The sequence below is a fragment of the Micromonospora sp. WMMD730 genome, assembly GCF_049178955.1.
GTDB lineage: Bacteria > Actinomycetota > Actinomycetes > Mycobacteriales > Micromonosporaceae > Micromonospora > Micromonospora wenchangensis.
The window spans coordinates 1,916,385-1,937,955 of the sequence record NZ_JBMHML010000002.1 but is presented as its reverse complement, the minus strand read 5'-3'; the positions used below and the strand labels follow the sequence as shown (position 1 = coordinate 1,937,955).

The 21,571-nt window shown below is 73.5% G+C and carries 16 protein-coding genes; 6 read left to right on the top strand and 10 right to left on the bottom strand.

Features of this window, described 5'->3' with window-relative positions; translation table 11 throughout:
- Nucleotides 1-63: 63 nt before the first annotated feature.
- The 3 genes from ACN265_RS08765 to ACN265_RS08755 all read right to left on the bottom strand — a co-directional run bounded on the left by ACN265_RS08765 (nucleotide 64) and on the right by ACN265_RS08755 (nucleotide 4,723).
- Nucleotides 64-768 (bottom strand): L,D-transpeptidase family protein, encoded by a 705-nt coding sequence (locus tag ACN265_RS08765; RefSeq protein ID WP_421406687.1) that lies wholly within the window; start codon nucleotides 766-768, stop codon nucleotides 64-66.
- Nucleotides 769-1,210: 442 nt separating this feature from the next.
- Entirely contained in the window at nucleotides 1,211-1,930 is a 720-nt protein-coding gene (locus ACN265_RS08760) for an HAD family hydrolase (RefSeq protein ID WP_421406685.1), read from the bottom strand.
- Nucleotides 1,931-1,984: 54 nt separating this feature from the next.
- Nucleotides 1,985-4,723, bottom strand: a complete 2,739-nt coding sequence (locus ACN265_RS08755) for an MGH1-like glycoside hydrolase domain-containing protein (RefSeq protein ID WP_421406684.1) — start codon at nucleotides 4,721-4,723, stop codon at nucleotides 1,985-1,987.
- 45 nt (nucleotides 4,724-4,768) lie between these two features.
- Between ACN265_RS08755 and ACN265_RS08750 the strand changes: the two genes are divergently transcribed.
- The 6 genes from ACN265_RS08750 (at nucleotide 4,769) to ACN265_RS08725 (ending at nucleotide 13,739) form a co-directional block, all read left to right on the top strand.
- Nucleotides 4,769-6,709, top strand: a complete 1,941-nt coding sequence (locus ACN265_RS08750; protein WP_421406682.1) for an amylo-alpha-1,6-glucosidase — start codon at nucleotides 4,769-4,771, stop codon at nucleotides 6,707-6,709.
- 142 nt (nucleotides 6,710-6,851) lie between these two features.
- Nucleotides 6,852-8,183: a glycosyltransferase family 4 protein gene (locus ACN265_RS08745; protein ID WP_421406680.1), complete on the top strand. Its 1,332-nt coding sequence runs from the start codon at nucleotides 6,852-6,854 to the stop codon at nucleotides 8,181-8,183.
- A 79-nt stretch (nucleotides 8,184-8,262) separates the two neighbouring features.
- Nucleotides 8,263-10,389 (top strand): serine/threonine-protein kinase, encoded by a 2,127-nt coding sequence (locus ACN265_RS08740; protein ID WP_421406679.1) that lies wholly within the window; start codon nucleotides 8,263-8,265, stop codon nucleotides 10,387-10,389.
- 114 nt (nucleotides 10,390-10,503) lie between these two features.
- Complete coding sequence (locus ACN265_RS08735; protein WP_421406678.1) at nucleotides 10,504-12,090, top strand: serine/threonine-protein kinase; 1,587 nt, start codon at nucleotides 10,504-10,506, stop codon at nucleotides 12,088-12,090.
- 102 nt (nucleotides 12,091-12,192) lie between these two features.
- Nucleotides 12,193-13,002 (top strand): metal-dependent hydrolase, encoded by an 810-nt coding sequence (locus ACN265_RS08730; RefSeq protein WP_420115539.1) that lies wholly within the window; start codon nucleotides 12,193-12,195, stop codon nucleotides 13,000-13,002.
- Between the two features lie 86 nt (nucleotides 13,003-13,088).
- Entirely contained in the window at nucleotides 13,089-13,739 is a 651-nt protein-coding gene (locus ACN265_RS08725) for a hypothetical protein (protein ID WP_420115538.1), read from the top strand.
- Between the two features lie 6 nt (nucleotides 13,740-13,745).
- Here the strand turns inward: ACN265_RS08725 and ACN265_RS08720 are convergent, their stop codons facing one another.
- From ACN265_RS08720 to ACN265_RS08690, 7 genes are all read right to left on the bottom strand, one after another.
- On the bottom strand, nucleotides 13,746-14,339 hold the full coding sequence (locus tag ACN265_RS08720; RefSeq protein ID WP_204926241.1) for a nucleotidyltransferase family protein: 594 nt from the start codon (nucleotides 14,337-14,339) through the stop codon (nucleotides 13,746-13,748).
- A gap of 245 nt (nucleotides 14,340-14,584) precedes the next feature.
- Nucleotides 14,585-16,264 (bottom strand): bifunctional 3'-5' exonuclease/DNA polymerase, encoded by a 1,680-nt coding sequence (locus ACN265_RS08715; protein ID WP_421406677.1) that lies wholly within the window; start codon nucleotides 16,262-16,264, stop codon nucleotides 14,585-14,587.
- A 108-nt stretch (nucleotides 16,265-16,372) separates the two neighbouring features.
- Nucleotides 16,373-17,293 carry a carbohydrate ABC transporter permease gene (locus ACN265_RS08710; protein WP_219463627.1) on the bottom strand — a complete coding sequence of 307 codons (921 nt, stop codon included), beginning with the start codon at nucleotides 17,291-17,293 and terminating at the stop codon, nucleotides 16,373-16,375.
- 1 nt (nucleotide 17,294) lies between these two features.
- Entirely contained in the window at nucleotides 17,295-18,203 is a 909-nt protein-coding gene (locus tag ACN265_RS08705) for a carbohydrate ABC transporter permease (protein WP_204959073.1), read from the bottom strand.
- A 20-nt stretch (nucleotides 18,204-18,223) separates the two neighbouring features.
- On the bottom strand, nucleotides 18,224-19,660 hold the full coding sequence (gene ngcE, locus ACN265_RS08700) for an N-acetylglucosamine/diacetylchitobiose ABC transporter substrate-binding protein (RefSeq protein WP_363651697.1): 1,437 nt from the start codon (nucleotides 19,658-19,660) through the stop codon (nucleotides 18,224-18,226).
- Nucleotides 19,661-19,685: 25 nt separating this feature from the next.
- The gene (locus tag ACN265_RS08695) at nucleotides 19,686-20,435 is read right to left on the bottom strand and encodes a sugar isomerase domain-containing protein (RefSeq protein ID WP_208570897.1); all 750 of its coding nucleotides are present in this window, start codon (nucleotides 20,433-20,435) and stop codon (nucleotides 19,686-19,688) included.
- A complete protein-coding gene (locus ACN265_RS08690; RefSeq protein ID WP_204926171.1) occupies nucleotides 20,432-21,379 on the bottom strand; it encodes a MurR/RpiR family transcriptional regulator in 948 nt (315 codons plus the stop codon). The genes ACN265_RS08695 and ACN265_RS08690 overlap by 4 nt, the downstream gene beginning before the upstream one ends.
- Nucleotides 21,380-21,571 lie beyond the last annotated feature (192 nt).

Below are 21,571 nucleotides of genomic sequence, written 5' to 3'. Positions count from 1 at the left end.
CGGCGTCCGCCGGCCCCGCCACCACCCGGACGTCCGCCCCGGCCGGAACTGGAGCCCGGTCGGTCAGTAGCGGCCGAGGTTGGCCGCCGGGCAGATCACGATGCGCGGCGCGTACCGCGGGTCCAGCCAGCGCAGCACCGACACCAGGTCGGCGTGGGACAGGCTGACGCAGCCGGCGGTCGGGCCGCCGGCGGGGGTGCTGAACTCGTGCAGGAAGATGCCGCTGCCCGCGTCCGGCACCGGCTTCGGCACGGTCGGCGGCATGTTGTAGGTGATCACCGCGAGGTGGGTGTACGCCGGCACCTCCCGCCACAGCGCCTCGCTGTAGCCGCCCGGGTTCGTGGTGCTGTGCTGGAACGTGTTGTAGGCAGCCGAGTCGGGGTTCTCGTTCCACCAGTCGTTCGTGACCACCCGGTGGTACGGGAAACGTACGCCCGGGTCGGCGGCGATGCCGTACATGGTGGGGCCGAACGCGTACACGCCGGTCGGGGTGGTCGCCACCCCCTCGGTGTGGTGGTCGCTGAAGCCCTTCGCGCCCACCCGGGCGGGCAGCGGGGCGGAGACCGGAACCCAGTGGCCGCCCGCCCGGTGGAACGTCTCCAGGGTGGCGTAGGTGGTCGAATAGCCGCTGCCGGTGACGATGACGACCTGCCGGGTCGCGGCGGGCAGGGTGGTCAACCGGGAGGCCCGGTTCGGTGGCGGGACCGGCCGCCCCCGGCCCGCCGCCGGGTCCGTGTCGCGCCCGTCCGTCCCGGGTGTGGTCCGCATTCCGCCCATGATCGCACCACTGACGGGTTTCCGACGCCCCACCGTCCCGGGGCGGGCTGCCGCGCGAGCGTCGCCGAGGGGCCGCAGCGGTGTCGGTGCGCGGATCGGTGGGTCAGGGTCGGGTCCGCAACTCCCCGACCCTGACCGCCAGCCGTCCGGCCCGGCAGCGGTGCACGCCGGTGCGGGCGCGACGGTCGGGTCAGGCCGGTCCCGTCGGGCCCGGCACGCGGACCAGGCCCGCCAGCACTCAGCTCCCCGGTGCCCCGGTGCCGGACTTCGGCGCGTTCCCGACCACCCCGATCGGTCGTGAACGCCGGCCCAGGTTAGGCAGCCGCCGGATGACCGGGCAAGCAGGCCGACGGGGTCACGGAGGTGATTGCCGCCGAGGCGCAATTGCGGCATCCCGACGTGACACGGTCAGCCGGCCGGACGCTGTTGGCTCTCAGAAGTGGGCGAGCAGATCGGGGAAGGCGGCCAGCCGGATCACCCCGGTGTCGGCCGGGTCGAGGTCGTCGTCCTCCAGCACCCAGGTGTTCTCGTTGGGGATGAACACCGCCCGCATCCCCGCCGCCCGTGCCGGCAGGATGTCCGACTTCGGGGAGTTGCCGATCATCCAGGCGTCGGCCGGGGCGAAGCCGTGCTCCCGGGCCAGCCACCGGTAGGTGCCGGTGTCCTTCTCGGGCACGATGTGCGCTGCCGCGAAGTGGTGCAGCAGGCCGCAGGCGTCCAGCTTGCGCTGCTGCTCCGCCCGGTCCCCCTTGGTCAGCAGCAGCAGGTCGTAGCGGGTGGCCAGGGCGTCGAGGGTGTCGGCGACCCCGGGCATCAGCTCGACCTCGTGGTTGATCAGCGCGGTGGCCAACCGGTCGATGTCCGCGCGTTCCCGGTCGGTGGCCGGTCGCTCCCGCAGCCGCTCCAGGCACTCGCCGAGGCTGCGCAGGAAGACCTTGCTGCCGTAGCCGTGGGCCACCGCGTTGGCCCGCTCGATGTCGTCGAGCACGGTACGGATCTGGGCCCGGTCGAGCGTCGGGTGGTCGAGCCAGTCCAGGAAGTCGTCGATCACCCGCTCGAACAGGACGTTGTTCTCCCAGAGCGTGTCGTCGGCGTCGAAGATCAACGTCGTCGCGCCCGCCCCCGGGGCCGTTCCGGTCGCACCCGCACTCATCCGATCCCCTCCCGACCGATCGCCCCGCCCGGACGGCGGCGGCCGACGGACACGCTAGCGGCCCGACCCGCCCGGCACATCCGGGTTGTCCCGGCGCAGGGTCAGGATCAGGTCGGCCACCAGCGCCGTCCAGCCGGTCTGGTGCCAGGCCCCGAGGCCCGCGCCGTTGTCGCCGTGGAAGTACTCGGGGAACGCGATCAGGTCCCGCCAGTCGGGATGGGTCTGGAAGAGCTGACACGCGCCGTAGATCGGTCGGCGGCCCCAGTCGTCCCGGGTGAACAGGGCGATCAGCCGGGCGGACAGGTCGTCGGCGATCTCGTCCAGGGTGCACTTGCGTCCCGACCGGGTCGGGTACTCCACCTGGAGATCGTCGCCGAAGAACGCCGCGTAGTCGCGCAACGCGCTGATCAGCAGGAAGTTCGTCGGCATCCAGATCGGGCCGCGCCAGTTGGAGTTGCCGCCGAACAATCCGCTCGTCGACTCGGCCGGCTCGTAGCCGACGCAGAACTCCTGCCCGCCCAGGTCGACCGCGAACGGCTTGTCCAGGTGGGCCCGGCTGAGCGTGCGCAGGCCGTAGTCGGAGAGGAACTCGTCGGGGTCGAGCATCCGGGCCAGCAGCCGGACCACCTGCTCCGGGCCGACCATGGACAGCAGCCGCTGCTGGCGGCCGTCCGGGCCGAGCCGGCGCGCCCCGATCACGTCGGCGTACTCGGGGCGTTGGCTGAGGAACCAGCGCAGCCGGGCACCCAGCTCGGGCAGGCGTTGCAGGGTCCGCGCGCTCAGCCGGGTGGTGGCCGCCAGCGGCAGCAGCCCCACCACCGAGCGGACCTTCAACGGCACCTGGGTGCCGTCGGCGAGGCGCAGCACGTCGTAGAAGAACGCGTCCTCGGCGTCCCACAGCCCCTGCGAGTAGCCGGCGGCGGCGATGTACGCGAAGTGTTCGAAGAACTTCGTCGCGGTGTCCACGTACGCCCGGTCGTGCTCGGCCAGCACGATCGCCATGTCCAGCAGGTTGAGGGCGTACATCGCCATCCAGCCGGTGCCGTCGGACTGCTCCAGCACCCCGGCCACCGGCAGCGCCGCCGAACGGTCGAACGGGCCGACGTTGTCCAGCCCGAGGAAACCGCCCTCGAACAGGTTGTTGCCGCCGGTGTCCTTACGGTTGACCCACCAGGTGAAGTTCAGCAGCAGCTTGTGCATCACCCGGGCGAGGAACTCGTGGTCGCGCCCGCCGTCGATCTCGAACACCTTCAACGCCGCCCAGGCGTGCACCGGCGGGTTCACGTCACCGAACGCCCACTCGTACGCCGGGATCTGGCCGTTGGGGTGCAGGTACCACTCGCGGAGCAGGAGCAGCACCTGCGCCTTGGCGAAGCCCGGATCGACCCGGGCGATGGTGACGCAGTGGAAGGCCAGGTCCCAGGCGGCGTACCAGGGATATTCCCACGGGTCCGGCATGGAGATCACGTCGAAGCTGGTCATGTGCCACCAGGCGCTGTTGCGCCCGTGCCGGCGGCCGGCCGGCGGCGTCGACCCCGGATCACCCTCCAGCCACCGTTTGACGTCGAAGTGGTAGAACTGCTTGCCCCACATCAGCCCGGCGATCGCCTGCCGGGCGACCAGCGCCTCGTCGGCGCTGGCCGCCGCCGGGATCACCCCGGCGAAGAACCGGTTCGCCTCGGCCCGGCGGGCCCACACCACCGCGTCGAACCCCGCGCCCAGCTCCGCCGGGGGCGGCGCGACGGCCCCGGGCGGCGGGGCGGTGCGGGTCAGCCGCAGCCGGATCTGCCGCTGCCCGCCGGCCGGCACCTCCAGCACGTAGTGCAGGGCGCCCTTGGTCCCCTCCCGGTCCGGGTTGACGGTGGCGGCGCCGGCCACCACGTGGTCGTTGATCCCGTCCTTCGGGTACGGCGAGCGGCCGGCCAGCCCCCACAGCCGCTCGGCGTTGGTGTCGTTGTCGCAGAGCAGCGGGACCGGCTCGCCGTCGCCCTCCAGCAGGAGCTGCCCCAGCACCCAGTGCTCGCCGACCAGCCGGGCGCCGTCACCGGTCAGCCGGGGCACCCGGTCAGCGCCGGGCGGGCCCCAGGCCCAGGTGTTGCGGAACCACAGCGTGGGCAGCACGTGCAGGGTGGCCGCCTCGTCGGCCCGGTTGGCGACGGTGACCAGGATGCACATGTCGGTCGGGGACGCCTTGGCGTAGTCGACGGTGACCGCCCAGTACCTGTCGTCGTCGAAGATGCCGGTGTCGACCAGCTCGTACTCGTTCTCGTCCCGGCCGCGCAGGGCGTTGACGGCGACCAGCTCGTCGTACGGGAAGGCGGCCTGCGGGTAGTGGTAGCGCCAGCGCATCCACGAGTGGGTGGGGGTGCTGTCGAGGTACCACCAGTATTCCTTGGCGTCCTCGCCGTGGTTGCCGCCGTCGCCGCCGAGGCCGAACATCCGCTCCTTGAGGATCGGGTCCACCCCGTTCCACAGCGCCAGCGCGAAGCAGAACGTCTGCCGGTCGTCGCAGACGCCCGCCATGCCGTCCTCGTTCCACCGGTAGGCTCTGGACCGCGCGTGGTCGTGGGGGAAGTAGTCCCACGCCGTGCCGTGCTCGCTGTAGTCCTCCCGTACCGTCCCCCACGCCCGCTCGGACAGATAGGGACCCCATGCGCGCCAGTCCTGCTCCCCGGCATCGGCCTGGGCGAGCCGGAGCCGCTCGGCGTCGGGGGACGGGGCGTCGGAGGGCGATCTGTCGGTGAACACCTGCACATTTTCGACGCCGCCGGGGTACTTGACCACAGCGGCCATTGTCGTCGTGGCGTGTTACACCTCGCCGCCACAGGAGGAAAGAAGTTGATCGAGTTCGGTTTCGGGCCGGGGGTCTGCGGTGAACTGGCCGACGGGGCGACCCGGGAATGGCTGGTCACCGACGGTCTCGGCGGGTACGCCATGGGCACGGTGAGCGGGCTGCGGACCCGCCGCTACCACGCTCTGCTGGTGGTCGCCGGGGAAACTCCGGCCGCCCGCCGGGTGGGACTGGTCAGCCTGGACCCGGCGGTGGTCCTGCCGTCCGGGGCCCGGGTGCGGCTCGGCGCGCACGAGTGGAACTCCGGGGTGGTCGACCCGCGCGGCTACGAATACCTCGAACGGTTCGACCTGGTCGACGGGCTGCCGCGCTGGCGGTGGCGGATCGGCGACGTGGTGATCGAGCGGGAGCTGGCCATGACCCACGGCCGGTCCGCGGTGGCGGTGGTGCACCGGCTGGTGGCCGGCGGCCCGGTCCGGCTGGACCTCTCGGCCGCCTGCACCTGGCGTGACGCGCACGGCGAGCGGCGGGCCGACGGCCCCACGCCCCGGGTGGAGCCGGCCGACGGCGGCGCGGTGGTCGAGGGCGCGTTCCGCCTCGCCGGCCCGGACTGGACGCCCGAGGGGCAGTGGTGGCTGGGCGTGCACCACCGCGAGGAGGCCGCCCGGGGGCTGCACCCCGACGAGGACCTGTGGTGCGCCGGGCGGTTCTCCGGCGCGCTGGAGCGCCCCGGGGACACCGTGTCGGTGCTGGCCTGGGCCGGTGACCTGGCCGAGGAGCCGCCCCCGGCGACGCAGGTGGTGGCGGCGGCCCGGCAGCGGCACCGGGCGGTGGTGGCGGCGGCGAAGCCGGCCGACGCGGTGGACGCGACCCTGGCGCTGGCCGCCGACGCGTTCGTGGTGCGTACCCCCGCCGGGCCGGACGTGGTGGCCGGGTACCCCTGGTTCGGGGCCTGGTCGCGGGACACGATGACCTCGTACGAGGGGTTGTTCCTGTGCACCGGGCGGGCCGACGAGGGGCGGGAGCTGCTGCGGGCGTACGCGGCGACGCTGTCGGAGGGGATGCTGGCGAACACCGCCGACACCGGTCGGGTGGAGTACAACACGGTCGACGCGACGCTGTGGTTCCTGCACGCGGTGGGCCGGCACGTCACCGTCACCGGCGACACCGACCTGGGCGACGAGCTGCTGCCGGCGCTGCACCGGGTGGTGCGGGCGCACCTGGCCGGCACCCGGTACGGCATCGCCGTCGACCCGGACGACGGGCTGATCACCCAGGGCGGCACCCCGGGCACTGCGCTGACCTGGATGGACGCCCGGGTGTACGGGGTGCCGGTGACCCCCCGGGTCGGCAAGCCGGTCGAGGTGAACGCGTTGTGGATCAACGGGTTGGCCGGGTTGGCGGAGCTGACCGAGCTGGCCGGGCAGGACCCGGACGAGCTGTGGCGGCTGCACGACCGGGCCCGGGAGTCGTTCGGCAAGCGGTTCCCCACCCCGGCGGGCTGGCTGCACGACGTGGTGGACGCGCCCGCCCCGGCGTACCCGCTGGGTGGGGCTGCGCACCACGACGACGACCTGCTGCGCCCCAACCAGCTGCTCGCCTGGTCGCTGCCGTACGCGCCGTTGGAGCCGGACCCGGTGGCGCTGCGTCGGGTGGCGGCCGGGCTGTTCACCCCGCTCGGGCCGCGCAGCCTCGCCCCCGACGCGCCGGAGTTCGCGCCCCGGCACCGGGGTGGCCCGGCGGAGCGGGACGGCGCCTACCACCAGGGCACGGTCTGGCCGTGGCTGGTCGGGCCGTTCGTCGAGGCGTACCGGAAGGCCGGACTGCCCACCGACGACCTGCTGGTCGGTCTGGTCGGACATCTGGGGGAATTCGGCCTGGGCTCGGTGAGCGAGACGGCGGACGCCACCGCCCCGCACGCCGCCACCGGATGCCCGTTCCAGGCGTGGTCGGTGGCCGAGCTGCTGCGCGTCCGACGGGCCCGATAGGTACCCGTTACACACCGGCAACGGTGGCGTCTCCGCTGGTTATCCAGTAGTCGGCAGGATGGGCCCCGACCCCGGGCCGCGCACGGACACCCTCATGGTGTCCTACCGGCGCGCGCCCAGGACACCACCCGAAGGGGGCCGCATGTCACCGGACGCCGACGTGATCGACATCCACCCCGCCCGGCACCAGCGGGTGCTCATGCTGTCCTGGGAGTACCCGCCGGTGCTGGTCGGCGGCCTCGGCCGGCACGTGCACGCGCTGGCCACCGCCCTGGCCGCCGCCGGGCACGAGGTCACCGTGGTCACCCGGCACGCCGAGGGGGCGCCGCTGGAGGAGTACGCCGACGGCGTACGCGTCCTGCGCGCCCCCGAGGACCCGGTGACCTTCCCGCTGGCCACCGGCTCCCTGCTGGCCTGGACGATGGCGTTCAACCACACCCTGACCCGGACCGCCCTGCGGGCCGCCGACACCGCCGACTACGACGTCGTGCACGCCCACGACTGGCTGGTCGGGCACACCGCCGTCACCCTGGCCGAACACCTCGACCTGCCGCTGGTCACCACCATCCACGCCACCGAGGCCGGCCGGCACCAGGGCTGGCTGCCCGGGGAACTCAACCGCACCATCCACGGCGTCGAGCACTGGCTCAGCAACGCCTCGGCCCGGGTGATCGCCTGTTCCGGCTACATGCGAGCCCAGGTCAGCCGGCTGTTCGACGTACCGGCCGGGCGGGTCGACGTGGTGCCCAACGGGGTCGACGACCGGGCGTTCCGGGCCCGGCCCCGGGCGGTCGCCTCGGCCCGCGCCCGGTTCGCCGGGGACGGCCCGCTGGTCGGCTACGCCGGTCGGCTGGTCTACGAGAAGGGCGTGCAGCACCTCGTCGACGCCGTGCCCCACCTGCGCGACCGGCACCCGGGGCTGCGGGTGGTGATCGCCGGGGACGGCCCGTACAGGGACGAGCTGGTCGACCAGGTACGCCGGCTGCACGTCGGCGACAGCGTCCGGTTCACCGGCTTCCTCGACGCCGGGCAGCTCCCGGCGTTGCTCGCCGCCACCGACGCGACGGTCGTACCGAGCCTCTACGAGCCGTTCGGCATGATCGCCCTGGAGGCGGCGGCGGCCGGCGCGCCGCTGGCCGTGGCGAGCACCGGCGGGCTGGCCGAGATCGTCGAACCCGGGGTCACCGGGGTGACCTTCCCGCACAGCGACCCGGGCGCGCTGGCCGGGGCGGTCGACCGGCTCGTCGGCGACGAGGTCTTCGCCCGTCGGGTGGCCCGGCGGGCCCGCACCATGGTCGGCGAGCGGTACGGCTGGGCGGCCATCGCCGCGCGTACCGCGGGCAGCTACGCCGCCGCCCGCCGCGACCACGACGGTTTCCAGGCCCGGCGGGCGGCGGGCCTGCTCGCCGGTGGTCGGCAACGGATCACCATCCCCGAGGGCAACCTGCTGCAATGGGACGGCGCGGCCTGCTGACCGGATCGAGACCTGACAACCGATAGGTCCGCCCCGATCCATTGGCTACGGTGTACCTCGGCCGATGGTGAGGAGAACGGTGCAGCAGGTAGTGATCGCCGGCCGGTACCGCCTGTTGAACTTGGTGGGCCGGGGTGGCATGGGCCGGGTCTGGCTGGCGCGCGACGAGGTGTTGCACCGCGAGGTGGCGGTCAAGGAGGTGGTGCCCCCCGCCTGGCTGGCCGACGACGAACGCGACGAGGTGCGGCTGCGGACGCTGCGCGAGGCCCGCACCGCGGCCCGGCTCAACCACCCCAACGTGGTCCGGGTCTACGACGTGGTGCAGGTCGAGGAACGGCCGTGGATCGTGATGGAGTACGTCCTGTCCCGGTCGTTGCAGACGGTGCTGGACACCACCGGCCCGGTCGACCCGGTCCGCGCCGCCGAGGTCGGGCTGGCGCTGCTGTCCGCGTTACGCGCCGCGCACTCCGCCGGGGTGCTGCACCGCGACGTGAAACCGCAGAACGTCCTGGTCGCCGACGACGGGCGGGTGATGCTCACCGACTTCGGGCTGGCCACCTTCGACGGCGGTGACGGGCTGATGACCCGCCCCGGGATGGTGCTCGGTTCCCCGCAGTTCGTCGCCCCCGAACGCGCCGCCGACGGGGTGTCCAGCGTGGAGGCCGACCTGTGGTCGCTCGGCGCCACCCTGCACGCCGCCGTCGAGGGCCGCTCCCCGTACGCCCGCAGCACCGCGATGGCCACCCTGGCCGCCCTGGCCACCTCCCCACCGGACCCGGCCCCGCACGCCGGGCCGCTGCGTCCGGTGCTCGACGGGCTGCTGGTCCGCGACCCCCGGCACCGGATCCGCCACGACGAGGCCGCCCGCCGCCTGGAGGAGGTGACCCGGGCGACGCCCCGGCCCGAGCCGCCCACGGTGGTGCTGCCCGTCCCCCGGCCGATGGGCGTGGCCCGGCCGGCCCCGCCGCCCGGCACGGGCGACCCGCCGACGCCCCCGCGTACCCGCGCGGACCTCGACGCCGAGCGGGACTGGGGACCACCGGGCCGCCGGGCCGCCGCCGACGCGGCCGACCGGCCCGTCTCCCCCACGTCCTCCGGTTCCCCCGGCCCCGAGCCGACCGGTCACCCACAGGTGGTGGGCGCTCCCGGGGCCGCCGGGCCCGGCGGCCCCGGGCGGGAGCCGGCCGAGGCGACCCCGCCCGGTCGGGTCGTGGCCGCCTCGGGTGATCCGGGGGGCTACCCGCCGGGGCCTGGCGACACCGACGGTCGCGGCGGCGCACCGACCGGCGATCCGACCACCTCCGGCGCGAAGCCGGCCGCAGGTCAGGTGGCCGGCCCCGGCCCGGGCGCAGCCGGGCCGGGCGGGCGCGGGCCGGGACGCACCGGCGCGGGCGCGGGGTCACGGCGGGCGGCCGGCACGGGCGGCCCGGCCGGGATGCTCGCCCGGCTGCCCCGCAGCGCCCGGGGCTGGATCCTCGCCGGGGTGACCATCGTGGTGGGGGCGACGGCCGGCATCGGCACCACCGCCGCGATCAACGACGACGAGCACCGGGCCGCACCGGGGCACACCGACGTGCCGGCCAGCAGCACCCCCTCGACCCGCCCGTACGGTCCGCCGGCCGGTGGTCCGGGCCGGCCGGGTCCGCCACCCGGCGCACAGGACCTCGCCCCGCCGCCGCTGCCGTGCCTGCGTCCCGACCCGGTCGGCACGCAGGTCACCGGCCGACCGGCGACCGTGGACGACGGTTTCCGTCCCCCGTCCGGCTGGACCTGGTACGACGGCGTCGGCTACCGGCTCGCCGTCCCGATCGGCTGGCTGCGTACCCAGGAGGGGCAGGTGGCCTGCTTCCGCGACCCGGGCAGCCGCCGGACGCTGAGCGTGGAACCGCTGACCGGTGGCGGCGGCGGGGCGCTGGAACGGCTCCGGGCCGAGGAACGCACCCAGCTCGGCTTCGGCGCCCTGCCCGGGTACGACAAGATCAAGCTGGCGGCGTTCGACGGTGACGGCGCCCAGTGGGAGTGCCGCTGGGACACCCCGTTCGGCGGCCGGGAGCACGGGGTCCGGCTGATCCCCGGCCGGGACCTGTCCGGATTCATGCTGAGCTGGTCGTCGGCGGACGACGACTGGGACGACGCGACCGACGAGCTGACGGTGGTCCGGCAGAGCTTCCGGGGCCGGTCGACGGAAGTGACCTCGCCCACCTGACCCGCCCCGGCCCGCCGACGGCCGGCTTCCCGCGCTGCGTCCCCCGAATCCGTCGCCGCGAACACCCCGGCCACCACGGATATCCTGGTGGCGGGGCAGCGAGGGGGAAACGTCGTGCACGAGCAGCGGGTCGCCGGGCGGTACCGGCTACTCGTTCTGGTCGGCACCGGCGGGATGGGCCGGGTCTGGTTGGCCCGTGACGAGATGCTGCACCGGGACGTCGCGGTCAAGGAGGTCGTCCCGCCGCACTGGCTCGCCGCGCACGAACGCGCGGAGCTACGGCTGCGCACGTTGCGCGAGGCCCGCACCGCGGCCCGGCTCAACCACCCCAACGTGGTCCGGATCTACGACGTGGTGCACGACGGTGACAACCCCTGGATCGTGATGGAGTACGTCCCGTCCCGCTCGCTGCAACAACTGCTCACCGAGGAGGGACCGCTGCCCCCGCACCGGGTCGCCCGGATCGGGTTGGCGGTGCTGGCCGCCCTGCGCGCCGCCCACGCCGCCGGAGTGCTGCACCGCGACGTCAAGCCGCACAACGTCCTGGTCGCCGACGACGGGCGGGTGGTGCTCACCGACTTCGGACTGGCCACCTTCGACGGCGGTGACGGGGCGATGACCGGGCCGGGGATGGTGCTCGGCTCACCGCAGTTCGTCGCCCCCGAGCGCGCCCGCGACGGGGTGTCCAGCCCGCATACCGACCTGTGGTCGCTGGGGGCCACCCTCTACGCGGCGGTGGAGGGGCGGGCGCCGTACGCCCGGGGCAGCGCGATGGCGACGCTGAGCGCGCTGGCCACCGAGCCGCCCGACCCGACGCGCCGGGCCGGGGCGCTGCGCCCGGTGCTGGAGGGCCTGCTGCGCCGCGAACCGGAACGACGGTTCACCGCCGACGAGACGCAGACCCGGCTGGGCGCGGCGCTCGCGGCGACGCCCACCACGCCGCCCGCGCCGCAGGCGTCCACCCCGACCCCACCACCCCCCACGGTGCCGGCCGGCGGGGACACCCCGCCGCTGCCGGCCGGTACGCCGCGTCGGCGGCGGCAGCGGACCGCCCTGGTCGCGGTGGCCGTCGCGGGCGCGCTGCTGGCCGGGGTCGGGGCGGTGGTCGCGCTGCGCGACGGCACCGGCCCGTCGTCGACGCCGGGCGGTGACGCCGGCACCGGGACGGCCGGACCGGCGGCCTTCCCGTGCGCCGCGCCCGCGCCGGCCGACGCCACACCGGTCCGGTCCGCACCGCCGCCGCCGGGTGAGCGGTTCGGCCTGGTCACGGGCTGGACCTGGTACGCCGACCCGGACGGCTTCCGGATCGCCGCGCCGGCCGGTTGGCTGCGCTACACCGACGGCACGGTGACCTGTCTGCGCGAGCCCGGTGGCCCCCGGGTGCTCAGCATCGCCCCCGGCGTCGCCCCGGCCGATCCGGTCGCCCACTGGCGGGCCGAGGAGCGCCGGCTCACCGACGACGGTCGGCTCACCGGTTACCGGCGGGTGGACATCTCCGCGCTGGACATGTTCCGTGGCGGCGCGCTGTGGGAGTGCGAGTGGACCGGCCCGACCGGGGCCCGGCTGCACACCGCCCGGCTGCTGGTCCGGGTCGCCCCGCAGCGGGCCTACACCGTCTCATGGCTGACAGACCAGTTCGACTGGCAGGTCAACGCGACATACTTCCTGATGATCCGGCAGAGCTTCCGTCCTGCCGCGTGACACCATCCCCTGTGGACCGACCAGGTTGTTGCCCTGGCGACGGCGGTTCTGACACAGTGGCGTAGCGTTGTCGATCAAGAAAACGGGGAGGGGCGAGGCGACATGATGGGACCGTCCCACGCGCTGTCGGGCGCTGCGGTGTGGCTGACCGGGTCGTGGGCACTGGACTACTTCGCCGACTACCACCAGTCACCGCTCGCCCTGGCCGTCGGCACCGCCGTCTGCGCAGGTGGGGCGCTCTTTCCCGACCTCGACCTCTCCGGCAAGGTCACCCGCAACCAGGGCGGCGCGACGGTGGCCCGCACCTTCGGGGTGTTCTCGCTGTTCGTCGCCGAGGTGATGGAGAAGATCTCGCTCGGCGTCTACTACGCCACCAAGCTCAGCCGTGACCCGCGCCGTAACAACGGTCACCGCACCCTGACCCACACCATCCCGTTCACCGTGCTGGTCGGCTGGGGCACCACCGCGTTGTGCACCGCGTACGGCAAGTGGGCGGTGGTGAGCATCCTGTTCTTCATGATCGGGCTGGCGTTGCGGGGGTTGTTCGACCAGTGGGCCGAGCGGGCCGGCTGGGTGATCGTCACCCTCGTCTCGGCCGCCGCCGCCTGGTTCACCTTCGCCAACCTGCCAGGTGACCGTGGCTATCCGATGATCGGGCTGGCCGTCGGGGTGGGCTGTTTCGTGCACATCCTCGGCGACATGATCACCAAGGCGGGGGTGCCCATCCTCTGGCCGATCCCGATCAAACGCCGGATGTGGACGATGATCGGGCTACCGAACAGCATCGCGTTGCGTACCGGCAGCAAGGCCGAGGTGGTGGTGCTGCGGACCGCGTTGACGGTGCTCTCCGTGCTCGCGGCCGTCGGCCTGGTCGCCCCGTCGGTGCTGCAACGGTTCAACATCGAGGTCTGACCGGGCGCGGCCCACCTGCGGGTGGCACGGGGACCAGCCGAACGTGGGACGGCCCGGGAGCGCTCCGTACGCCTACGATGCGTAGCATGTCGGCCGGCCCCGGGACCCGCCCCCTCGCCGGCTCCGGTCGCGGGCGGCTCCTCGCCGGCCTGCTGACGCTACTGTCGTTGGTCCTCTTCGCGGGCGTGCTCTGGGACGCCGGGTACGCCCGGCTCTATCCGGCGGCACGCTCCCTGCACCGGCCGCTGCCCCTGCTCGGGCTCGCCACGCTGGCCGCGCTGACGCTGGTGCTCGCCGGCTGGCTGGCCGCCCGGCAACCGCCCGCCGCGACGGCGCTACGGTCGGCCGCGCTCGGGTGCGCGGTGCTGCTCGGCGTGGGCACCGGCGCGTGGGGCATGTACCGCACCGGTTTCGCCTCGACCGTCGAGCGGGACTCCACGTTGGCCGTCTCCCCCGACGGCCGGTACGCGGTGGTCCGGCTGGACACCCGCGACTGGAAGGACCTGCCGCACACCGAGCTGCGGGTACGCGCCCGCGCCGGGCTGCTCAGCCACGACGCCGACCGGGAGCTGGTCACCTGCCGCCACGAGCGCCCCCGGGAGCGGATCGACGCCGAGTTCGTCGGCGAGCGGACGGTCCGGTTCTCGCTGGTCGACCGGCCGGCGGTCACCGTCGCGTTCGACGGGCGGCTACGCCCCCGGCACACCGTCGACATCTGCCGCCCGCCCGGCGGCTGAGCGCGGTCAGACGCCGACCCGCTGGGGTGGCACGGTGAGGCCGTAGAGCGCCATCAGCTCCGGGGTGTCCACCCGGCTGCCGTCGGCCACCGAGTCGCAGGCGATGTCGACGATCTGGTCCTTGTGCGCCAGCAGGTACGGTCGGGCCCCGATGTCGGCGCCGGCCAGGGTCGCGATGCCGGCCCAGTGCCGACGGCCGAACAGCATCGGGTACCCGCGCAGCCCGTCGTAGGTGGCACAGGCCAGCACGTCCGGGTACGGCAGCGCGGCCACCCGCCGGACCGCCTCCGGGGTGAGACCGGGCATGTCGACAGGCACCACCACCACCGCCTCGACCCGTTCGTCGGCCAACGCGGCCAGGCCGGCCCGGATGGACGAGCCGACCCCGGCTCCCGAGGCCCGGTTGACCACCACCGTGGCGGGGCTCAGGTCGGCCGCGGCCCGGACCTCGTCGGCCGCCGCCCCCAGCACCACCACCAGTTGCTCACAGCCGGCCGCGACCATCGTGTCGATCATGCAGCTGACCAGCAGCCGGTCCCCCCGACACAGCAACGCCTCGGGGCTGCCGAGCCGGCGCCCCCCACCCGCCGCGATGATCATTCCTGCGATACGCACACCGGGTGCAACGAGCCCCCGAGGGATGAGTGTCGGCACGAAACGGATATTTCACGCGTATACCCTGAACCCAACCACGCCCGCCGCCCGGCTCGCCCCGCCGGGCTCGCCCCGCCGGCTCGCCCCGGTGATCAAGAGGTTTGCGTCGTCGCGGGCGGCGAATCTGACGCGAACCTCTTGATCACCGGGCGCTGACACCGCAACGGGGCCGGGCGAGGGGGTGAGGGGGGTCAGGCTTGGGCGTAGGTGGTGACGGTGGAGAGGTCGAGGGGGAAGCGCACGGGGGTGGGGCCGAACAGCAGCGCCGAGGCGCGCTGCCCGGCGCGGCGGACCGCCTCGGCCACCGGGTCGGCCAGCTCGGCCGGGCAGTGCACGATCACCTCGTCGTGCTGGAAGAAGACCAGCTCCCCACCGAGCCCGGCCAGCTCACCACGGAGCGAGGCGAGCAGCGTCGAGGCCCACTCGGCGGCGGTGGCCTGGATGACGAAGTTGCGGGTGAAGCGGCCCCGGGAGCGGGCCGCCCGCGCCCGGGGCGAGCGCGGATCCGCCCCGGCGTCCGGGTCCACCGGGGCGTCGTCGGCGTCGCCGGACCCGACCGCCCCCGGCGGGCAGGTCCGGCCCAGCCAGGACCGGACCAGGCCACCGGCCTCCCCGGTCCGCGCCGCCGCCTCCAGGTAGCCGAAGGCGGTCGGATAGCTGCGCTTGAGCACCGCCAGGGCCGGCAGCGCCCCACCCCCGGTCTGCCCGTACATCGCGCCGAGCAGAGCGAGCTTGGCGCGGGCCCGGTCACCGCCGAAGGAGTCCTGGGCCAGCGCCGCATAGAGGTCCCCGGCCGCCCCGGCGGTGGCCAGCCGGGCGTCACCGGAGACCGCGGCGAGCACCCGGGGCTCCAGCTGACCGGCGTCGGCCACCACCAGCCGCCAGCCCGGATCGGCCACCACCGCCCGCCGGATCACCTTCGGGATCTGCAACGCGCCGCCGCCCCGGGTCGCCCACCGGCCGGAGACCACCCCGGCGGGGACGTACTCCGGGCGGAACCGGCCGTCGCGGACCCACGCGTCCCGCCAGGCCCAGCCGTGCGCCGTCCAGATCCGGTACAGCTCCTTGTATTCGAGCACCAGCGGGACGGCCGGATGGTCGACGCCGCGCAACACCCACGCCCGGGTGTTGGGTAGCTGCACACCGACCCGGGCGAAGGCGCGCAGCAGCTCCGCCGAGGAGTCGATGTGCACCTGCCGGACGCCGAACGCCTCGGCGACCCGGGCGGCCAGCTCGGCCAGCCGCCGGGGCGGCCCACCCACCGGCGACGCCTCACCCAGCAGCTCGGCGAGGATCTCGTCGTGCACGTCGGCACGCCAGGGCAGCCCGACGGCGGCCATCTCCACCGCGATCAGCGCACCGGCCGACTCGGCGGCCACCAGCAGCCGGAACCGGCCGGGCTGGGCGGTGGCGGCGATCCGGGTGAGCTGGTCGGCGTACACCCGGGTCAGGGCGTCGATGCCGGGGGCCGGCGGGCCGGCGACGGCCTCGAAGAGCGCGGCCTGCCCGTGCCCCGGCGGCGCGGCCGGCCGGGGCGGCGGGTCGGGTGGCACGGCGGCCCCGGTGAGCCGGGCGTACGCGGCGGCCAGCGAGCGGGGCTCACCCCACCGGCCGGCGTGCCCCAGCAGCAGCCCCTCGGTCAGCTCGATGTCGTGGCAGCGCTCGACCCGCGCCCCGGCGCGCAGCAGGGCCGGGTAGAGCGTCGCACCGGACGCCCAGACCCAGCGGGGGCGCTCGGCCGCCTCGCGGGCGGCCACGGCGGCGGGCAGGTCGTCGACCGGCTCGACGGGCCCGGCCGGGTGACCGGCGGCGTCCAGCGGCTGCAGGGCGCCGCCGCCCCGCTCCCCCGCCGCCACTGCCAGCACCGCCACGGCCCGATTGTGCCCCGCCCCTGTGACACCCCGACCCGGATCACCCGTCGGGGCGCTGCGGGTCACCGGCGGGGTGGCGGGGTGAGGCGGCCCCACCACCCCGACCGGTCATTTGACCGCGCCGGAGGTCAGACCGGACTGGATCTGCCGCTGGAAGATCGCGTACACGATGATCATCGGGAGGATGGCGATGGTCAGCGCCGCGAACAGGCCGGACCAGTCGGCCTCGTAACCGGCGTTGACCGAGATGTCGGCGATGCCCTGGGTGAGCACCCACTTGTCCTTGGCGTTGGAGAGCAGCACCAGGGGCAACTGGTACTGCGCCCACTGCCCGATGATGTTGAAGATCGCCACGCTGATCAGACCCGGCTTCGCCATCGGCAGCATCACCTGGAAGAACAGCCGGGTGTGCGAGCAGCCGTCGATCATGCCGGCCTCGGCCACCGAGTTCGGCAGCGTCCGGAAGAACGCGGCCAGGAAGAAGATGGTGAACGGCAGCGAGTAGGCGATGTAGACCAGGATCACGCCGGTGTGGGTGTCCAGCAGGCCCAGGTTGCGGACCACGAAGAACAGCGGCACCAGCGCCAGGAAGACCGGGAAGGCCAACCCGGAGACGAACAGGTAGTAGATCGCCCGGTTGCCCCGGAACTTGTACCGGGCCAGCACGTACGCGGCCATCGAACCGAACAGCATGGTGCCGAAGGTGCTGCACGACACCACGAAGACGCTGTTGAGGAAGTAGCGGCCGACGTGCGCCTTGGTCCAGGCCCGGCCGAAGTTCTCCCAGCGCAGCTCCGCCGGCAGCGTCCACGGGCTGCTGAAGATCTCGCCGGTGTTCTTGAACGCGGCCAGGAACGTCCAGAGGATCGGCACGATGACGATCACCGCCCAGACGGCGAGCGCCAGCTGACCGAGCCCGCTGAACAGTCGTACCTCGTGGTGTTCGCCCCGGCCCTTGCGGGTGCGGGCGGCGGGCCGGCCGGGCGGGGTGTCCGCCGCGGCCGGCGGCAGCGTCGTCTGTGCGGCCATCTCAGTACTCCACGCTTTCCCGCTTGGTCAACCGCAGCGTCAGCGCCGCGAACGTGAGGGTGAGGAAGAACAGCGCCACACCCATCGCCGAGGCGTAGCCGTACTTCGAGTAGACGAAGGCGTTGCGGTAGATCTCCACCGCCAGCACCGTCGTCGCGCCGTCCGGGCCGCCGCTGTCCACCGAGAGCACCGCGACGATGGCGAACGCGTCGAACGCGGCGATGCCGAGGTACACCCAGGCGACCTGGAGGGTGTCCCAGAGCAGCGGCAGGGTGACCCGGAAGAACAGCATCACCTTGCTCGCCCCGTCCATCTCGGCCGCCTCGTAGATCTCACCCGGGATCGAGGCCATCCCGGCCGAGAAGAGCACCACGTAGAAGCCGACGGCCTGCCAGACCAGCACCGCGATGATCGACCACAGGGCCAGGTTCGGCCGGACCAGGAACAGCACCGGGTCCAGCCCGAGCTTCATCAGCACGCCGTTGATCAGGCCGGACTCGTTGGGCCGGTAGACCATCTGGAACAGCACCGCGATGATGGCCACCGCCAGGACCTGGGGGAAGAAGAACACCACCCGGTAGAACTTCGACCCCCGGACCCCCTGCCGCTGGCCGCCCACGCTGCGCCCGCCCACGTTGAGCAGGAAGGCGAAGAACAACGCGATGGCGATCGTGATCAGCGGCAGGGCAAGCAGCAGTACGCCGTGGTGCTGGACGGCCTGCCAGAAGCGCCCGTCGTCGAGCAGCCGCCGGTAGTTGTCGAAGCCCACCCACTGCGGGGCGGACAACCCCCGCCAGTTGGTCATCGAGATCTGGAACGCCTGCGCGTACGGTGCGATGACGAAGACCACGTACAGCGTGACCGGGGCGAACAGGAACCCGATCACGAACGGATACTTGCCGTGCCGCATGATCCCGCTACTCCGATCGGTCAGCGCGTGAACTTGGCGACGGAGCTGTCCTTCTTGATGGCGTCGGCCCGCTTCTGGATCCGCTCCACGAAGGCGTCGGCCTTGATCCGGCCGAACATCAGCTCGTTGGTGGCGGTGCGCGCCTCGGTGTCCAGCTCCTTGTACCAGCCGTCGAAGTACAGGTTGAACACGTCCTTGCCGGCGGCGGCGAGGGCGGCCTGGGAGCTGGCCACGCCGGGCGGGAAGGCGAAGCCTGAGCTGCCGGCGGTGACCACGGTCGGGGCCTTGACCACCTCGGTGAAGCCCTTCGCCCCGGCGACCGAGAGCATCTGGCGCATGTACTCCAGACCACCGCGCGGGTTCTTGCTCTTGGCCGAGACGAAGTAGCCCTCACCGGCGGTGGCCCGCACGGCGGTCGCCGGCAGCTTGTCCGAGCCGGTGAGGCTCGGCACCGGCATGAGCTGGTAGTCGAAGCCGGCCGGGGTGTCCTTCTTCTGCTCGCCCTCCAGCCAGTCGCCGCTGGGGTAGAGGGCCAGCTTGTACTGGTTCTGCCGCAGCTGCACGTCGGTGTGCTTGAGCCCCTCGAAGCTCTTGTCGACGTACTTGGCGCCGATCTCCTCCCACGCCTGCGCCGCCTGCTTGACCGCGTCCTGCTGCCAGGCGCCGTCCTCCAGGTTGTCGATGTTCTTGAGTACGTCGGTGCCGCCGATCTTCGCGGCGTGGGTCAGGATGACGTTCCACTGGTAGTAGGCCGCGTTCGCCCCGGCGTAGCCGTACGGGGTGATGCCCTTGGACTTGATGCCGTCGAGCAGGGCGGTGAACTCCGACCAGGTCTTCGCGGGCGCCCAGCCGTTCTCCTTGAACAGCTTGCCCGAGTACCAGATGCCGAAGACGGTGGAGACGTAGTACAGGACGTACGGCTTGCCGTTGAACGAGCCCGCCTCGACCGTGCCGGGCACGACGGTGTCGCGGACCTTCTTGTTCGGGTCGTCGACCGACGGGGCGTCCCACAGCTCGGTGAGGTCCATCAGCTGCCCGTCGGCGACCAGCGACCCGAAGTCGATCAGCTTCTCGCCCGAGTTGTTCACGAACTCCGGCGGGTTGCCCGAGGCGAACCGGGGCTGGAGCACGGTGGAGACCGCCTGGGTGGACTGGTGCTTGATCTCCGCCTTGGGGAACGCCTTCTTGTACAGCGGCTCGTGCACGTCGGTGGCGTACTTCTCGCCGTAGCCGCCGTTGAAGATGACCACCTCCAGCGGGGCGTCCTCGGCGACACCCAGCGGGTTGGCGGCGCTCTTGGTGCCCTCCTCGGCCTTGGTGGTGGTCTCGTCGGAGCCGCTGGTGGCGCAGGCGCCCAGCAGGCTGACCACCGGGGTGGCGAGCAGGCCCGCCGCGGCGGTGCGGCCCAGCAGGGTGCGCCGGCTCAGCGCGGCGGGGGTCTCGGGGGTATTCGACATCGTCGTCTCTCCTTGGGTGTCCGGGTCAGGCGGTTCGCCGGAGACGCCCGGCGTACCGCGACTCGAGGGCGAGGTTGTGCGCGTCCCCACCGGGGACGTTGGCGGAGAGGTAGATAGGGGGTACCTCTCCGGCCTGGTGGAACCGTCGGACGACCTCCGCGGTCACCAGTTGCGCCAGCAGCGCGGAGGTGACCGAGGAGACCGCACAGACCGCGCCGCCGCCCTCCAGCGGCAGCAGTGCGTCGCCGTACGGTGCGCCGTTGTCCAGCACGACGTCGGCGAGTTCGGCGAGTCGACGCCCGGACGGGTGGCGGGGTGCGACCCGTGCGGTGTGCGCGACCGAGGTGACCGCGATGAGCGGATGGCCGTGCCCGGTGACCAGTGTCGCCAGCTCGACCACCGAGCCGTTGATGCCGGACTGCGAGGCGATCAGGAAGACGTCGGCCGGCTGCGGCCGGGCCAGCGGGTAGAGCTGGTGGGCCACGGCCGGGTCGCGTTCCAGCTTGGGGTCGGTGAGCACGTCGCGCGGGGCGTCGCCGTGCAGCACCAGGTCGTGCAGGCCGATCCGGTTGGTCGGGACCAGGCCACCGGCGCGGGCCACCAGTTCGGCGGCGAACGCCTCGGAGTGGCCGGCCCCGAACGCCTGGAGCACCCCGCCGGCCCGCAGGCTGGTGGCGATCAGGTCGGCGGCCCGGCCGATCGCCTCGGCCTGGGTGTCGAGCAGCCGGTCGAGGACGGGCCGGACGGCCCGCGCGTACCCCTGGGCACTGATCATGAGGTGGTCCCCTTCGCGGCCTTGTGCCCCTGCACGGCCTGGGCGGTACGCCGGAAGGCCGCGTGGGCGCGGTCGTGGGTGCGCTGCGCCACGGCGATGTAGAGCAGGTCGAGCACGACGAGTTGGGGGTGCCGGGCGGACAGCGCGTCCGGCCGGAAGGTGGTGGCCTGGCTGGCGGTGAGCAGGACGGTGTCGGCCAGTTCGGCGAGCGGCGAGCGCGGGAACCCGGTCAGCGCCACGGTGGTGGCCCCCCGGCTGCCCGCCTCGGCCAGCATCTCGATGGTCTCCCGGGTCTGTCCGGTGTGCGAGATGCCCAGCGCCACGTCGCCGGGGCCGAGCAGCGCGGCGCTGGCCAGTCCCTCGTGCACGTCGCTCCAGGCCCACGCGGCGACCCCGATGCGGTGCAGGCTGAACTGCATCTCCTCGCCGACCAGCGCGCTGCCGCTGGCCCCGAAGATGTTGACCCGGGCGGCGCCGGCGATGGCGACGGCGGCCCGTTCGACCTCGGCGAGGTCGAGCAGGGTGGCGGTGTCGTGCATGGCCCGGGTGTCGGCGGCCATGATCTGGTCGAGCACCCGTTCCAGCGGGTCGCCGGGCTGGATCTCCCGGCCGATGTCGACGGTCCAGCCGGCCGAGCGGGCCCGGCCGGTCTCGGAGGCGATGCCCAGGCGCAGGTCGGCGTAGCCGTCGAAGCCCATCGCCCGGCAGAACCGGGTGATGGTCGCCGGTGAGGTGCCGCTGCGTTCGGCCAGCTCGACGATGGTGGCGCGGGCCGCTGCCTCCGGGTCGCTGAGCACCTGCTCGGCGACCCGGCGCAACGCTCCCGTCAACTCTCCCGTGCCGGCCCGGACCCTGGCCAGCACCCCGTCCGCGCCGCGCCGGTCGACGGGCTCGGCATCGACCACCGCGGTCGCCGCGGTGGTGTCCGTCTCGAGCTCGGCCATCGACACGCCTTTCGGAAAAGAGTGTTAACTGTTAGTGGTAAAAGTTCTTACTGAAGGCCCCTTCCTGTCAAGACCATGGGCGAAGTTTTCAAACTGTTACCTGGCGCGCGGCCCGCTCCCACCCCCCGGTCTTGCCCTGCGGCACCGCACCGACCAGCATGGACACCCCCGAACCAGCACACCCCCGGGAGG